The 14287-nt window shown below is 70.0% G+C and carries 11 protein-coding genes, 1 tRNA gene and 1 pseudogene; 11 read left to right on the forward strand and 2 right to left on the reverse strand.

The features are described 5' to 3' along the window. Window positions 1–75 precede the first annotated feature (75 nt). The 5 genes from ACFYWQ_RS09090 (at window position 76) to ACFYWQ_RS09110 (ending at window position 6282) form a co-directional block, all read left to right on the forward strand. Window positions 76–1020, forward strand: coding sequence for an RNA polymerase sigma-70 factor (locus tag ACFYWQ_RS09090; RefSeq protein WP_389514186.1), 945 nt, complete (start codon window positions 76–78; stop codon window positions 1018–1020). Between the two features lie 140 nt (window positions 1021–1160). Next, complete coding sequence (locus tag ACFYWQ_RS09095; protein WP_389514188.1) at window positions 1161–2441, forward strand: NAD(P)/FAD-dependent oxidoreductase; 1281 nt, start codon at window positions 1161–1163, stop codon at window positions 2439–2441. Window positions 2442–2482: 41 nt separating this feature from the next. After that, entirely contained in the window at window positions 2483–4156 is a 1674-nt protein-coding gene (locus ACFYWQ_RS09100) for an SWIM zinc finger domain-containing protein (RefSeq protein WP_389514190.1), read from the forward strand. A 421-nt stretch (window positions 4157–4577) separates the two neighbouring features. Beyond that, entirely contained in the window at window positions 4578–5171 is a 594-nt protein-coding gene (locus ACFYWQ_RS09105; protein ID WP_389514192.1) for a hypothetical protein, read from the forward strand. Between the two features lie 841 nt (window positions 5172–6012). Then, complete coding sequence (locus ACFYWQ_RS09110; protein ID WP_389514194.1) at window positions 6013–6282, forward strand: barstar family protein; 270 nt, start codon at window positions 6013–6015, stop codon at window positions 6280–6282. Window positions 6283–6945: 663 nt separating this feature from the next. Here ACFYWQ_RS09110 and ACFYWQ_RS09115 read toward each other — a convergent pair. Further along, window positions 6946–7431 (reverse strand): DUF4265 domain-containing protein, encoded by a 486-nt coding sequence (locus ACFYWQ_RS09115; protein WP_389514196.1) that lies wholly within the window; start codon window positions 7429–7431, stop codon window positions 6946–6948. Between the two features lie 467 nt (window positions 7432–7898). Here ACFYWQ_RS09115 and ACFYWQ_RS09120 point away from each other — a divergent pair. Then, a pseudogene (locus tag ACFYWQ_RS09120) lies at window positions 7899–8123 on the forward strand (site-specific integrase); the annotation flags it as partial. 301 nt (window positions 8124–8424) lie between these two features. Here the strand turns inward: ACFYWQ_RS09120 and ACFYWQ_RS09125 are convergent. Next, window positions 8425–8496: transfer RNA gene (locus ACFYWQ_RS09125), tRNA-Arg, on the reverse strand. Between the two features lie 178 nt (window positions 8497–8674). Here ACFYWQ_RS09125 and ACFYWQ_RS09130 point away from each other — a divergent pair. The 5 genes from ACFYWQ_RS09130 to thrC all read left to right on the forward strand — a co-directional run bounded on the left by ACFYWQ_RS09130 (window position 8675) and on the right by thrC (window position 14260). Continuing rightward, on the forward strand, window positions 8675–9202 hold the full coding sequence (locus tag ACFYWQ_RS09130) for a response regulator (protein ID WP_389514198.1): 528 nt from the start codon (window positions 8675–8677) through the stop codon (window positions 9200–9202). Between the two features lie 86 nt (window positions 9203–9288). Next, a complete protein-coding gene (gene nrtL / locus ACFYWQ_RS09135; protein ID WP_389514200.1) occupies window positions 9289–10311 on the forward strand; it encodes an ArgS-related anticodon-binding protein NrtL in 1023 nt (340 codons plus the stop codon). A 15-nt stretch (window positions 10312–10326) separates the two neighbouring features. Beyond that, complete coding sequence (gene lysA / locus ACFYWQ_RS09140; RefSeq protein WP_389514201.1) at window positions 10327–11718, forward strand: diaminopimelate decarboxylase; 1392 nt, start codon at window positions 10327–10329, stop codon at window positions 11716–11718. A 178-nt stretch (window positions 11719–11896) separates the two neighbouring features. Then, entirely contained in the window at window positions 11897–13195 is a 1299-nt protein-coding gene (locus ACFYWQ_RS09145) for a homoserine dehydrogenase (protein WP_389514442.1), read from the forward strand. Window positions 13196–13201: 6 nt separating this feature from the next. After that, entirely contained in the window at window positions 13202–14260 is a 1059-nt protein-coding gene (thrC, locus tag ACFYWQ_RS09150; RefSeq protein ID WP_389514203.1) for a threonine synthase, read from the forward strand. Window positions 14261–14287 lie beyond the last annotated feature (27 nt).

Raw genomic sequence — 14287 nt, forward strand, 5'->3', positions numbered from 1 at the left:
CCTTCCTCACGCGAGGCCCGAACGGCACAGGCGTCCGTCACCCGTGCGAGGGCCGCGAGAGCTAGGATCCGGGCCATGTCCCTGACCATGGACGACGTGGACCGCTTCGAGGCGTCGAGGCCCCGCCTGGAGGCCATCGCCTACCGCCTCCTCGGCTCCGCGAGCGAGGCCGAGGACGCCGTGCAGGACACGTTCCTGCGCTGGCAGGCCGCCGACGTCGACCACGTCGAGGTCCCCGAGGCCTGGCTGACGAAAGTCCTCACCAACCTGTGCCTCAACCAGCTCACCTCGGCCCGCGCGCGGCGCGAGACCTACGTGGGCCAATGGCTCCCCGAGCCGCTGCTCGCCGGAGACCCGATGCTGGGCCCGGCCGACACCGCCGAACAGCGCGAGTCGGTCTCGTACGCGGTCCTCGCCCTCCTGGAGCGCCTCTCGCCCAACGAGCGGGCGGTGTACGTGCTGCGGGAGGCCTTCGACTACCCGCACCGGGAGGTCGCCGAGATCCTGGGCATCACCGAGGCCGCCAGCCAGCAGATCTTCCACCGCGCCAAGAAGCACGTCGCCGACGGCAAGGCCCGCACCGAGACCGACGAGGCCACCACGCGCCGGATCGTCGAGGAGTTCCTCGCGGCCGCCACCAGCGGCCGGACCGAGCCCCTCGTGCAGCTGCTCACCCAGGACGCCATCTCGATGGGGGACGGCGGGGGGAAGGTCCCGGCCCGGGCCAAGGCGTTCGAGGGCGCTCTCGCGGTCGCGAAGTTCATGCGGGGCCTGTTCGCCCCCGGCAAGGCCAAGCGCGCCCTGGTCGGCGGCTCACCCGAGATGTACCCCACGACCGCCAACGGCGGCCCCGCCGTGGTGGCGGTCGTCGACGGCCGCGTCATCGGCGTCATGTGCCTGGAGATCACCGCCGAGGGCATCGCCGCGTTCCGCAACCAGGTCAACCCCGACAAGCTCGAACGCGCGACCCGGCGGTGGTCGGCCACCGACCACGGCGAACCCCTGCTGGTCACCTTCTGACCACGCGGTGAGGCACGTTGAGGCGCTGTGAGGCGCCGTGAAGTGCTGTGACGTGCTTCACACTCCACTCCTGTCAGGAAACGGGAGGCCACCCGGTTCAAGTGGCGAACCCGCCCCAGACAGCAGTCAGGAGTACGGACATGCAGCACCGCATCGTCGTCCTCGGAGCCGGATACACGGGAGCCATCACCGCCGGCCGCCTCGCCAAGCGGCTGCACCGCGACGACGTCGCCATCACCCTCGTCAACGCCGAGCCCGACTTCGTCGAACGCGTACGGATGCACCAGCTCGCGACCGGCCAGGACCTCAGGCCCCGGCCGTTCAGCGAGATGTTCGCGGGCACCGGCGTCGAACTGAGGCTCGCGAAGGTCACCGCCGTGGACGTCGACCGCAAGACCGTCGCCGTCCACACCGCGAACGGCGCCGAAGAGCTGACGTACGACACCCTCGTGTACGCCCTCGGCAGCGGCTGGACCGACCAGGGCGTCCCCGGCGCCGCCGAACACGCCCACGAGATCGCCGGTCGCCCCGGAGCGCTGCGGCTGCGCGAGCGCCTGGCCCGGCTGGACGCCGGACAGCCCGTGGTCGTGGTCGGCGGCGGACTCACCGGCCTGGAGGTCGCGACCGAGATCGCCGACGCCCGCCCGGACCTCGCCGTCGCCCTCGCCGCCCGGGGCGCCCTCGGCGACTGGCTCTCCGCCAAGGGCCGCCGGCACCTGCGGAAGGTCTTCGACCGGCTCGGCATCACCGTGCACGAGCACACCGCCGTCACCGCCGTCGGGGCCGACCACGTCACCACCGCCGACGGCACCCCCGTCCCGGCCGCCGTCACCGTCTGGACGACGGGCTTCGCGGCCCACCCGATCGCCCAGGCCACCACCCTGGAGACCACCGAAACAGGCCGGATCGTGGTCGACGACACCATGCGCTCGCTCTCACACCCCGACGTGTACGCCATCGGCGACGCGGCCCTGGCGACGGGCGCCGGCGACAAGCCCCTGCGTATGTCGTGTGCCTCGGGCGTCCCCACCGCCTGGCAGGCCGCCGACGCCATCGCGGCCCGCCTGACCGGCGGCAAGCTCCCGCACGTGCCGCTCCGCTACTTCAACCAGTGCATCTCCCTGGGCCGCAGGGAAGGCCTGATCCAGTACGTCACCGCCGACGACCGCGCCGTCGACGCGACCCTCACCGGCAGGCTCGCCGCCCTCTACAAGGAACTGATCTGCAAGGGCGCGGCCTGGGCCGTCGCCAACCCGACCCTCGCCCTCCCGACCCCACGCCGCCACGCCGTCCCGCAGCCGCCCCGCACGGACCCCGCCCCCAAGCCCCCGGCGGCAAGCGACCGGCGCGCCGCACAGGCCACCGATGGTGTGCTTTCCCGGCGGATCGCCGGACCGGGCCCGCGGGCGGACGTACGCTGACGGCCGTACAAGCAGAGCCGCAGTCCGGGTGGGGGAGTGTCGTGGACGGCCTTACGGAGGCGAACCTCAGGGCGCTGGCCGGTGCCCGTTCCTTCGAGCGCGGGCTCGGGTACCTCGATGCGGTGGCCGGGGTCGACGTCGGTGACGCCCGGGTCACCGCGACCGTCCACGGCACGGAACGGTACGAGGCGGAGCTGGCCCTGGACGAGCCCGGGGGCCTGGCCGGCGCGTGCGACTGCCCGTACGGCCTGGAGGGCAACTTCTGCAAGCACCTGGTCGCGCTCGGCCTGACCGTGCTCGCCCGGGGGGACAGCCTGCCGAGGCAACGGAAGGCGGCTCAGGATCGAGCACACGGCCTCGACGCCTGGCTGTCCGGCCTGTCGAAGGATGAACTGCTCGCCCTCCTACGGGACCAGATCGCCGAGGACCGGCAGCTGCGCCGCCGCCTGGAACTGCGGGCCGCGAACGCCCGGGGCGACCTGCCCGCGGTCCGGGCCCGCGTCCGTGAGCTGCTGGACATCGGCCCGTTCGCACGGTACGGGTACGTCGAGTACGCCGACGCCCGCGCCTACGCCGACCAGGCCGGGCAGGTCCTGTCCGCGCTCAGGGCGCTGACCGGCTCGGGCCGGGCCGCCGACGCGATGGTCCTGGCGCAGGAGGCGATGCTGCTGCTGGCCAAGGCGTTGGAGAGCGTCGACGACTCCGACGGACGGCTCATGCAGATCGGAGCCGACCTCGCCGACGCCCACCACGACGCATGCCGCGCCGCCCGCCCCGACCCGGAGGAACTCGCGCACTGGCTGGCCGGCCACGTCCTCGGCGAAGCCGACGACCTGACCGACATCGATCCGCTCGACTACGAGGACGTCCTCGGCGAACCGGGGATGACCGCCCTGCGGAGACTGGCGGTCGAGGCATGGCGGGGCAACCGCACCGGCTGGGCCGAGAAGTACCTGATGGAGCGCATGGCCAAGGCGGGAGGCGATGTCGACGCTGTGATCGCCGTGCACGCGGCCGACCTCGCCCCGAACGGCCACACCCACCTGCTCATCGCCCGTGAACTGGACGGCGCGGGGCGCCCCGACGAGGCCCTGCGCTGGGCGGAACGCGGCATCAGGCACACCGAGGACCTCGCCACCGCCGACACCGCCCTCATCGACTACCTCTCCGACCGCTACACGCGGGCGAACCGGCTCCCCGAAGCCGTAACCCTGCGCCGCGACCACTTCGCCGCCCGCCGCACCCTGCTCACCTACAGACAACTCCGCGCCGCCGCCCAGGCCGCCGACTGCTGGCAGACCGAGCGAGAGGAGGCACGTACCCTCCTCCGCACAGAAGCGAACCGGCGGCAGAACAGCCGATACGACGGCCCTGTCCTCATCGACGCGCTGCTCGACGACGGAGACGTCGACGTGGCCTGGCAAGCCGCCACCGAAACCGGCGCCCACGAGCGCCAATGGCGCACCCTCGCCGACCAGTCCCGCGCCGACCGCCCCGCCGACGCACTCGACGTCTACCTACGCCTGGCCGAGCCGCTCACCGGACAGACCGGCAACGCGGTCTACGAACAACTCGTCAGCCTGCTCCTGAACATCCGCGACTGCCACCACCACCTGAACACACCGCACGAGTTCACCACGTACATCACGGCCCTGCGCACAGCCCAGAGGCGCAAACGGAACCTGCTGCGACTGATGGACGAACGGGGCCTGTGACCCGGGCGGAGAGGGTGCTGCCCGGCAGCACCCTCACTCATCCCCCGGTGGAACTCCCCGCGCACTCGTGCAAGTCGGTGGTGGTGCTCACGATGTCAGGATGCCGATCAAGCTGCCAAGGGCGACGGGCAGACTGTGATCACAGTGACGCGTCCGCCGCACAGCGTGGCGAGCTCCTCGGGGCTTGTCTCCTCTTCGGTCCGGGCCGTCCGGGAAGCCACCTCTGGTGGCCTGGCCTCTGCCGGAAGAACCACGGCCCGGCCTTTATGAGCTGATACACCCTCACGCTCGTGTACCTGGGGACGCGGTGGTCGGGGATCGTGGCCCGGCCGGCGCGGGTCCGGGGGATACCGGGCTCAGGCGCTACCAGCCACCGATCGAAGCAGGACGTAGGGCGTCCAGGTACGGGACAATAGCGGCCGTGAATGACACCGTTGCGGTTGCCTTGGTCACTTCTTTGTCAACGCTGACCGCTGCAGCGCTGGCGGGCTCGATCTCGGCTTGGACGACCAGTAGGCAACTTCGGCATCAGGCTCTCCTGGCGGGGGAGGAACGCGCCGAGCAGCGCGCGAACGCCTACAGGGACATGCGGCGCGAGTCGTACGAGCGATTTCTATCTCAGGCTGATGCTGCCTACCGAGTGCTGGACAGCGGTTGGATGGCAAGGCCGTTCACCGAGCCACCGCATTGGGAAGCGGGATTCACCGCGCGGAGGGAACTTGACGAGGCTTACATCAGGGTTCGCCTGGTGGGACCGGAGCAGGTCGCAGAACTGGGAGCAGTGCTAGTACGGAGCATAGGCAAGGAATTTCGATTGCATGCACGTATCGTGGGCTCTCGTCCCGATGCGCCGGACTGCGCCGCTGAGCTCGATCCGTCCGCCCGAGCGCAAGCACTCAACGCTCGGTTTGCAACGAGCGGTGAATTCGTCGCCGCGGCGCGCGAGGCACTCGGCGCTGAACTCCTGCACATGCCTGGTGCGGTCAACACCGGGCGTAGCGATTCCGGGCGGTGAAAAGAGCCCGGGGAAGAGGAGCGCGCCGTCACGCGTCCAGTCACCTACTGGCTCGTGCGCACGAACATAATCGGCCACCCTCAACCGAGATGCGTACACGCCGATTTGCCCAGCAATCAGGGCCCGCGGTAGCTCGATGTCGAGCATGATGTGGAGAGTGGACGCCAGACTCTCAGCTCTGGAAGCTGCGATCGTCTGCGGCGCTTTTAACCGCTGAGCTGGGCGAACGCCTGCGCGCAGATCTGAACGTCTTCGGCCATGGGCTGGTCGAACTGGGCCGCGTGTCCCCCGACACGGCCGAGCGCCTCGGCGGAACTCCTGCGCCTCGCCTCGGCAAGCGGACTCGGCCGGGATCACTCCGTCGACGAACGCTTGCCGACCACGGTCGAAGAACACGAGGAAAGGACCTGACGCCATAACCGACCGGCGAGGAGTGGTGTCCAACGGCGCGGCGGCTGGAACGTCTCCGGCTAATGAGCGAGGCGTCGGCAGCCGACAGCCTGAACCGTTCCTCAGACGCTGGCTGGTCGCGGTGTGAGGTTGCTCCCTCGATCAGCTGGCCTGGCCGTACGGCATCGCCCCCTGCGCTGTCGTACGGGGCTCTTTGCTGCTGTCCCAGCGCACGTGGTGCGCAGCTTGGGTACACCAGTGCCGATAGTTGCACTTACCTGGGCGGAGCAGGCTGGGAACACGTCGGCCGCCGACGTGACGACCGATGTTCCCCGTGACTCCCCGTCGTGTCTGGCACGCCCGGTGGCCCCCCATGTGTTCTATCGGTCGGCTCCTGGTAGTACTCCGCTGCGGCACAGCAGAGGCGGACAGGACTTGCAATCATGTCGCCGTGGTCACCATTGATGTCGGCGGGGTAGCCGATGAGCGCATGTTGCATCTTCTGCTGAAGAGAGAGCTGCGCTTCCCAGACTTCTACGGCATGAACTGGGATGCCTTCTGGGACGCGATCACCGGTCTGGTAGAGATCCCGGACCACCTCCGATTTCTAGGCTGGGACCAGCTCATCAACGTCGTTCCCCGAGGAGCCACCAAGCTCGAAAACGCACTCGACCGTTACCGAGAGATGTACCGCCCCCAGTTCGTCGCCGAGTACGGGTAGTGCTAAGCAAAACCGTCGTGGCAGCGATGTCACCGTGGGTTCAAATCCCTCCGCCTCCCGTGCGATGAAGAGTAACAGCGGCCCCTGGCCAGGTCAGAAAGGATTGGGGGACATCGCGCTGGGTGACGCCCGTGCGCCGCAGTGGCTCCCTCGAGCGATTGGGCACGGATGGGCACGGACCTCTTCGTCCCGAAGCAGCTACGACGGGCGCTCTGCCTTGGGCCGATGTGGTCCTCACCTGCTGCGATGGTGCGCCGGTGTGCATAGTTGTCCGCTGCTGTGCGCGGGTGTTGTCACGCAGTAGGAGCTCCGCAGGAGTGTCGCGCGGGACTTGCGCCATTTGTTGCGGGTCGGCGTCGATGAGTGCAGCTCCAGATCAATCCCCATGTCCCATGATGCACACGCCGTGCCGTTGCACAGCCACAGCTGATCACGGACGGCCCCGTGACCTGCGGCTGCCTACACGATCAACGTTTTTTTCGCCCTCCTTGGCGGGTGTCTCTTTTGCCTCGGTTCTTGTCGGGGATCTTGGCGACCTGCGTTTTGCCACCTCAGGGGTGGTGGGTTCGTACTCGTGGTGGTCCTCGTTGGTCATCATTTGGCCACCGCTGAGCAGCCTCGGACGGCCCAGAGACTGCCTGGCCATGGCTCACATGAACGGCGTCAACCAGCGGAAGCAGCCCGCCATTGTGCGGTGATGCACCCCTCTTCGGTGTCCCACCACCCCTTGGCGACGCCCTGATTGAGCAGCCTTTGGACTTTGGCAAGGTCGGCGGTGGGCGGGACGTCCAGAGTGACCATGCTGAACCGCTCTATGCCCTCACCGCAGACTCCGAGTTCATGAAAAGCGTCGATCACGCTCTGCCGTGCGGCTCCCGAGCCGCCGTCACGGAGCACGATGAGGCGGATGGTGCAGTTCTCCGACCGCCGTACCACCTCGCCGGCCCACCACACGCCCTCCTCGTCGGGCTCGGTGGTCACGATGTCTCCGCAGGCAATGCCTCGGACGAACCAGGGGATGTTGTCGAGCCGCGCGGTGCCGTCGCCCTGGTCGACAGCCCACAGGCTCTCCACCGACGTCGGAGGCCAGTCGTCCTCGATCTCAAGCCGGAAATGCACCTTCACGTAAGGGCCTTCGGGGTTCGTCATGGTGTCCAGGATGTACAGTCCTGCCGCGCCGGCCGCGGGTGAGCTACCGGAGACGTCTGCTTCGAGTTGGACACGGGTTGGTCTATGCCTCAGCCGACGACAGCCAGCCACGATGGCGGGTGCGCCGACTGACCAGGCGCGCGTATGCCTCGCTGCACCCCACCGGCTTCCACCACGCTGCCGGTGCCGTCGACCAGAGCCCGGCCGCCTCGTAACGACGGTGTCTGTGCCCTCAGCTTGGGAAGCCGCGATCATTCGGGGCTGGTTCGGGCGCTGACCTGGTCGAATGGTCAAGGTGCGGCCTCGTCGGGCACGGCTGCCTTCACCGTGGTTCCCCGCTGTTCCCCGCCCGCTCTGGTGTGCTTGTGGTGCAACCGCGCTGTCAGTGGTTCCCCGTACGCTACTGAGCGTTGGGTCGGTCAGCTGTCTCGGTATGGCGAGAGCGCGGCCAAGGGGGGTGGCTCAGACTGGCGCTCGTCCCCGATCAGGTGTCCTCGCTCCTCGCCTTCCGGCCGTACGACCTCCGGCACGCGGGCGTCTCCCAGTGGCTCAACTCTGGAGTGCCCGCCCCGGAGGTTGACGCCCGCGCCGGCCACTCGGTGGACGTGCTCTTGAAGATCTACGCCAAGTGCATCGACGGCCATGAGCAGGAGATGAACGACCGGATCATGCGAGGACTCGCGGAGGAGTAGGTAGGAGCGTCAAACGTTTTGCGCAGCCCCGAGCGACTACTGCTCGGGGCTGTCGCGTGAGGCGGGGGATGCTGGGGACAAGCGTCGAACGTTTCGCGCTTCTACTCCATGGCGGCTGGCGAACACCGGGAAGCGGTCGCTGACCTGCGAAGAGCCGCCCAAGATCATCACGCTATTGCAATGTGATCACTGTCATCCGGCTGCGGAGCGCTGCACTTGATGGCACATACGCGAAGACCCCGTACCAGTCGTTTCCGCTGGTGACGGGGTCTGTAAAGCACTCACGCTTCTGCAATGCGAGTGCCCCCGGCAGGATTCGAACCTGCGCACACGGCTCCGGAGGCCGTTGCTCTATCCCCTGAGCTACGGGGGCGTGCCCCTGAACTTCAGGGGCTGTGTGGCGTTGAGCTGCTCGCTCGCGGCGACGGGTAGAACACTACCAGCTCTGTCGGGGTGGTCAGGAACGGGTTTCCGTGAGTCGGGGGAGCGCAGGTCCCGAGGTCGGCGCGCCGGAGTCGCAGGGTCCGTGGGCCCTGGGTCCCCCGCACGGGGTGGAAGTGGGGAAAACCCGGACGCGGTGGCCGGTCTCGACCTACTCTCGAGGTGTGTCAGGCGCGTCCGGCCGGGTGCTTGTTGTGGACGACAACAAGGTCATTCGGCAGCTGATCAGGGTCAATCTCGAGCTGGAGGGCCTCGAGGTCGTGACCGCGTCCGATGGTGCCGAGTGTCTGGATGTCGTTCATCAGGTTCGGCCCGATCTTGTGACCCTCGATGTCGTCATGCCCCGGTTGGACGGGCTCCGGACGGCGGCGCGGCTGCGTGCCGATCCGCTCACCCGTGATCTTCCTCTCGCGATCATCAGCGCCTGCACCCGGTACGAGGTCGAGGCCGGCCTCGACGCGGGCGTCGACGCCTTCCTTCCCAAGCCCTTCGAGCCCGCCGAACTCGTGGCCCTCGTACGCGGCCTGCTGGAAGGCAAGCGTGGGGAAGGCGGCGGGGGAGTGGAAGGCGTGGGGGCGAGGACGGGAACAGGGACGGGTACGGGGAGCGTGACGGGTAACCTGTCCGGCGCCGAGTAGAGCGGGCCCTCGGGCCACCGTCCACATCCCGGACCCTCCCCAAACCGGCTCGCCTACCCACCCCCCTCCTCCCCTACGCTTGTCCCGTGACCCCCGTCGAGCTGTCCCGTACCGTGCTGCACGCGGTGCGTCGTGCTGTCGATGCCGGGGAGCTGGGGGTGGCCGTGCCGTCGCGGGCCGTGGTCGGACCCCCCGGGCCCGGGGGGAGCGGGGACTACGCCACCAACATCGCCCTCCAGCTCGCGCGTCCCGCCGGGCAGCCGCCGTTGCGGGTCGCGGAGGTGCTGCGGGCCCATCTGGCGGGCGAGGCCGGCGTCACCGGGGTGGAGATCACCGGGCCGGGGTTCCTCAACATCAGGGTCGATCACACTGCCGCCGCCGTCGCGCTCGTCGAGCGGATACGGGAAGAGGGAGAGCGATACGGGCACGGCGACACCCTCGCCGGGCGCGTCTTCGAGCTGCGGGTGCCCTTCGACGTGCGCGCCGAGGTCCTCGCCGACGCGCTCGCGCGGATCGTCGGCTCGCAGGGCGGGCGCGTCGAGGTCAGGCACCGCGAGCCGGTCAACCTGAGGCCCGTCCCCGCCCCGGAGGACCCCGCTCCGCTCGGGCCCGACGCCGTTCAGTGGGCCCTGCTCCATCCCGCCCCGCACGACCGGCCCCGCGTCAGCGCCGACCATCTGGTCCAGCGGGAGGGAAATCCGCTCTTCCGCGTCCGGTACGCCCACGCCCGCACCCGCGCCCTCGGCCGCAACGCGGCAGATCTGGGGTTCACCGCCGAGCCCGGCGACCCCGACGGTCGCGATGGTCACGACGACATCGGTGCGGCGTCCGTCCGGGAACTCGTCGCCCTGCTCGCCGACCACCCCCGGATCCTCGCCACCGTCGCCGCCGTTCCGCACCCGGACGGCATCGCCACGCCCTCCCGCCTCACCCGGCACCTCGTCGCCCTCGCGGACGCCACCCTCGTCCTGCTGCCCACCGTCCTGCCCCGCGGTGAGGAGAAACCCTCGGCCGCCCACCGCGCCCGGCTCGCGCTCGCCGAAGCCGCCGGGACGGTGCTGGCCGGCGGCCTGACCCTGCTCGGCATCGACGCACCCGATCACCTCTGAAAGAGCACGTTCACGATGAGCCGTTCCGCACACCCCGCCGGGCCCCGTCACGCCGACGTCCTCCCCGAAGGGCACCACGCGGCCCCGCCCGCCGACCTCAACACCCTCGACCCCAAGGTGTGGGCGCAGACCGTCACCCGCACCGCCGACGGCGTCGTCACCGTCGGCGGGGTCGACGTCAAGACGCTCGCCGAGCAGCACGGCACGCCGGCGTACATCCTCGACGAGGCCGATTTCCGGGCGCGGGCACGGGCGTGGCGCGTCGCCTTCGGGGGCGACGCCGACGTCTTCTACGCCGGGAAGGCGTTCCTGTCCCGCGCCGTCGTGCGGTGGCTGCACGAGGAGGGGCTCAACCTCGACGTCTGCTCCGGCGGCGAGCTGGCCACCGCCCTCTCCGCCGGCATGCCCGCCGAGCGCATCGCCTTCCACGGCAACAACAAGTCGGTGGAGGAGATCCGCCGCGCCGTGGAGGCCGGTGTCGGGCGGATCGTGCTCGACTCCTTCCAGGAGATCGTGCGGGTGGCGCACATCGCGCAGTCGCTGGGCAGGCGGCAGCGCGTGCAGATCCGGATCACCGTCGGGGTGGAAGCCCACACCCACGAGTTCATCGCCACCGCCCACGAGGACCAGAAGTTCGGCATCCCGCTGGCCGGCGGGCAGGCCGCCGAGGCCGTACGGCGTGCTCTCCAGCTCGACGGTCTCGAGCTGATCGGCATCCACAGCCACATCGGGTCGCAGATCTTCGACATGTCCGGCTTCGAGGTCGCCGCCCACCGGGTCGTCGGCCTGCTGAAGGACGTCCGCGACGAGCACGGCGTGGAGCTGCCGGAGATCGACCTCGGCGGCGGCCTCGGGATCGCGTACACCAGCGACGACGACCCCCGCGAGCCGCACGAGATCGCCAAGGCGCTCACCGAGATCGTGACGCGCGAGTGCGAGGCCGCCCGCCTGCGCACACCGCGGATCTCCGTCGAACCGGGGCGCGCCATCGTCGGCCCGACCGCCTTCACGCTGTACGAGGTCGGCACCATCAAGCCCCTCGACGGGCTGCGCACCTACGTCTCCGTCGACGGCGGCATGTCGGACAACATCCGTACCGCGCTCTACGACGCCGAATACAGCGTCGCCCTGGTCTCCCGGACCTCCGACGCCGAGCCGATGCTGGTGCGCGTGGTCGGCAAGCACTGCGAGAGCGGGGACATCGTCGTGAAGGACGCGTTCCTGCCCGGGGACCTGGCACCGGGTGACCTGATCGCGGTGCCCGCCACGGGGGCGTACTGCCGGTCCATGGCGAGCAACTACAACCACGTCCTGCGTCCGCCCGTCGTCGCCGTGCACGACGGTGAGGCGCGGGTCGTCGTCCGGCGCGAGACCGAGGAGGACCTGCTGCGGCTCGACGTCGGATGAGGCGGGGGACGCCGGGGGAGCGGGAGAATTCCCGTGGACGCCGGGGCGGAAGATCTCCTGTCTGCCGCCCCTGTGGAAATGAAATCAATGTCTCACGATCCGGACCGAGGACAGAAACTGCGGTCCGGTGAGTGAGACTGGAGCAACCGTAGACGGTATGAGGAAACGAGGTCGGATGATGCGTACGCGTCCGCTGAAGGTGGCGCTGCTGGGCTGTGGAGTGGTCGGCTCAGAGGTGGCGCGCATCATGACGACGCACGCCGACGACCTCGCCGCGAGGATCGGCGCCCCCGTCGAGCTGGCGGGCGTCGCGGTGCGGCGGCCCTCCCGGGTCCGCGAGGGCATCGACCCGTCCCTGGTCACCACCGACGCCACCGCGCTCGTCAAGCGCGGCGACATCGACGTCGTCGTCGAGGTCATCGGAGGCATCGAGCCCGCCCGTACCCTCATCACCACCGCGTTCGAGTACGGCGCCTCCGTCGTCTCCGCGAACAAGGCGCTGCTCGCCCAGGACGGCGCCGCCCTGCACGCGGCCGCGGACGAGCACGGTGAGGACCTCTACTACGAGGCCGCCGTCGCCGGCGCCATCCCGCTGATCCGGCCGCTGCGCGAGTCCCTCGCCGGCGACAAGATCAACCGGGTGATGGGCATCGTCAACGGCACGACCAACTTCATCCTCGACAAGATGGACAGCACGGGGGCCGGGTACCAGGAGGCGCTGGACGAGGCCACCGCCCTCGGGTACGCGGAGGCCGATCCGACCGCCGACGTCGAGGGCTTCGACGCCGCCGCCAAGGCGGCCATCCTCGCCGGGATCGCCTTCCACACGCGCGTGCGCCTCGACGACGTCTACCGCGAGGGCATGACCGAGGTCACCGCGGCCGACTTCGTCTCCGCCCGGGAGATGGGCTGCACCATCAAGCTGCTCGCCCTCTGCGAGCGGGCGGCCGACGGGGGGTCCGTCACCGCGCGGGTGCACCCCGCCATGATTCCGCTGACCCACCCGCTCGCCTCCGTGCGCGGCGCGTACAACGCCGTGTTCGTGGAGTCGGACGCGGCGGGACAGCTGATGTTCTACGGCCCCGGCGCGGGCGGTGCGCCCACCGCCTCCGCCGTGCTCGGCGACCTCGTCGCCGTGTGCCGCAACCGGCTCAGCGGGGCGACGGGGCCCGGCGAGTCGGCGTACGCCGCCCTGCCCGTCTCGCCGATGGGGGATGTGGTCACCCGCTACCACATCAGCCTCGACGTGGCGGACAAACCGGGCGTTCTCGCCCAGGTGGCCACCGTGTTCGCCGAGCACGGCGTATCCATCGATACGGTGCGCCAGCAAGGACGACAGGACGGGGGCGACGACGCCTCCCTCGTCGTCGTCACCCACCGCGCGTCCGACGCCTCCCTGACCGGGACCGTCGAGGCGCTGCGCAAGCTCGACACCGTGCGGGGTGTCGCCAGCATCATGCGGGTTGAAGGAGAGTAACCAGCAATGACCCACCAGTGGCGCGGAATCATCGAGGAGTACCGGGACCGGCTGCCGGTATCCGACAGCACGCCCGTCGTGACGCTCCGCGAGGGCGGCACGCCCCTCGTGCCCGCGCAGGTGCTCTCCGAGCGCACCGGCTGCGAGGTCCACCTCAAGGTCGAGGGCGCGAACCCGACGGGGTCCTTCAAGGACCGCGGCATGACCATGGCCATCACCCGGGCCAAGGAGGAGGGCGCGAAGGCGGTCATCTGCGCCTCCACCGGCAACACCTCCGCCTCCGCCGCCGCGTACGCGGTGCGCGCCGGGATGGTCTCGGCCGTCCTGGTCCCGCAGGGCAAGATCGCCCTGGGCAAGATGGGGCAGGCCCTCGTGCACGGCGCGAAGATCCTCCAGGTCGACGGCAACTTCGACGACTGCCTCACGCTGGCCCGCGAACTGAGCGACAACTACCCCGTGGCGCTGGTCAATTCGGTCAACCCGGTGCGGATCGAGGGCCAGAAGACGGCCGCGTTCGAGATCGTGGACATGCTCGGCGACGCGCCCGACATCCATGTCCTGCCGGTCGGCAACGCCGGCAACATCACCGCGTACTGGAAGGGGTACCGGGAGTACGCCGCCGACGGCGTGGCCGCGAAGACCCCGCGGATGTGGGGCTTCCAGGCGTCCGGCAGCGCCCCGATCGTGCGCGGCGAGGTGGTCAAGGACCCGTCGACCATCGCCACCGCGATCCGGATCGGCAACCCCGCCTCCTGGCAGTACGCGCTGGCGGCGCGGGACGACTCCGGCGGCCTCATCGACGAGGTGACGGACCGTGAGATCCTGCGCGCCTACCGGCTGTTGGCCGCGCAGGAGGGCGTCTTCGTGGAGCCCGCGTCCGCCGCGTCCGTGGCCGGTCTGCTCAAGGCCGCCGAGCAGGGCAAGGTGGACCCGGGGCAGACGATCGTGTGCACTGTCACCGGCAACGGCCTGAAGGACCCCGACTGGGCCGTCGCCGGCGCCCCGCAGCCGGTCACCGTCCCCGTCGACGCGGTGACCGCGGCCGCGCGCCTCGGCCTCGCCTGACGAGTCCTGCCTGACGAGCCCCGCCCG

This window comes from Streptomyces sp. NPDC003247 (assembly GCF_042888135.1).
GTDB lineage: Bacteria > Actinomycetota > Actinomycetes > Streptomycetales > Streptomycetaceae > Streptomyces.

What these genes read in the sequence shown, in the direction of transcription:
- ACFYWQ_RS09115 (WP_389514196.1), bottom strand. Translation starts at nt 7,431, where the DNA reads ATGACGAACCCCGAAGGCCCTTACGTGAAGGTGCATTTCCGGCTTGAG.
- ACFYWQ_RS09145 (WP_389514442.1), top strand. Translation starts at nt 11,897, where the DNA reads ATGCGTACGCGTCCGCTGAAGGTGGCGCTGCTGGGCTGTGGAGTGGTC.
- ACFYWQ_RS09090 (WP_389514186.1), top strand. Translation starts at nt 76, where the DNA reads ATGTCCCTGACCATGGACGACGTGGACCGCTTCGAGGCGTCGAGGCCC.
- lysA (WP_389514201.1), top strand. Translation starts at nt 10,327, where the DNA reads ATGAGCCGTTCCGCACACCCCGCCGGGCCCCGTCACGCCGACGTCCTC.
- thrC (WP_389514203.1), top strand. Translation starts at nt 13,202, where the DNA reads ATGACCCACCAGTGGCGCGGAATCATCGAGGAGTACCGGGACCGGCTG.
- ACFYWQ_RS09095 (WP_389514188.1), top strand. Translation starts at nt 1,161, where the DNA reads ATGCAGCACCGCATCGTCGTCCTCGGAGCCGGATACACGGGAGCCATC.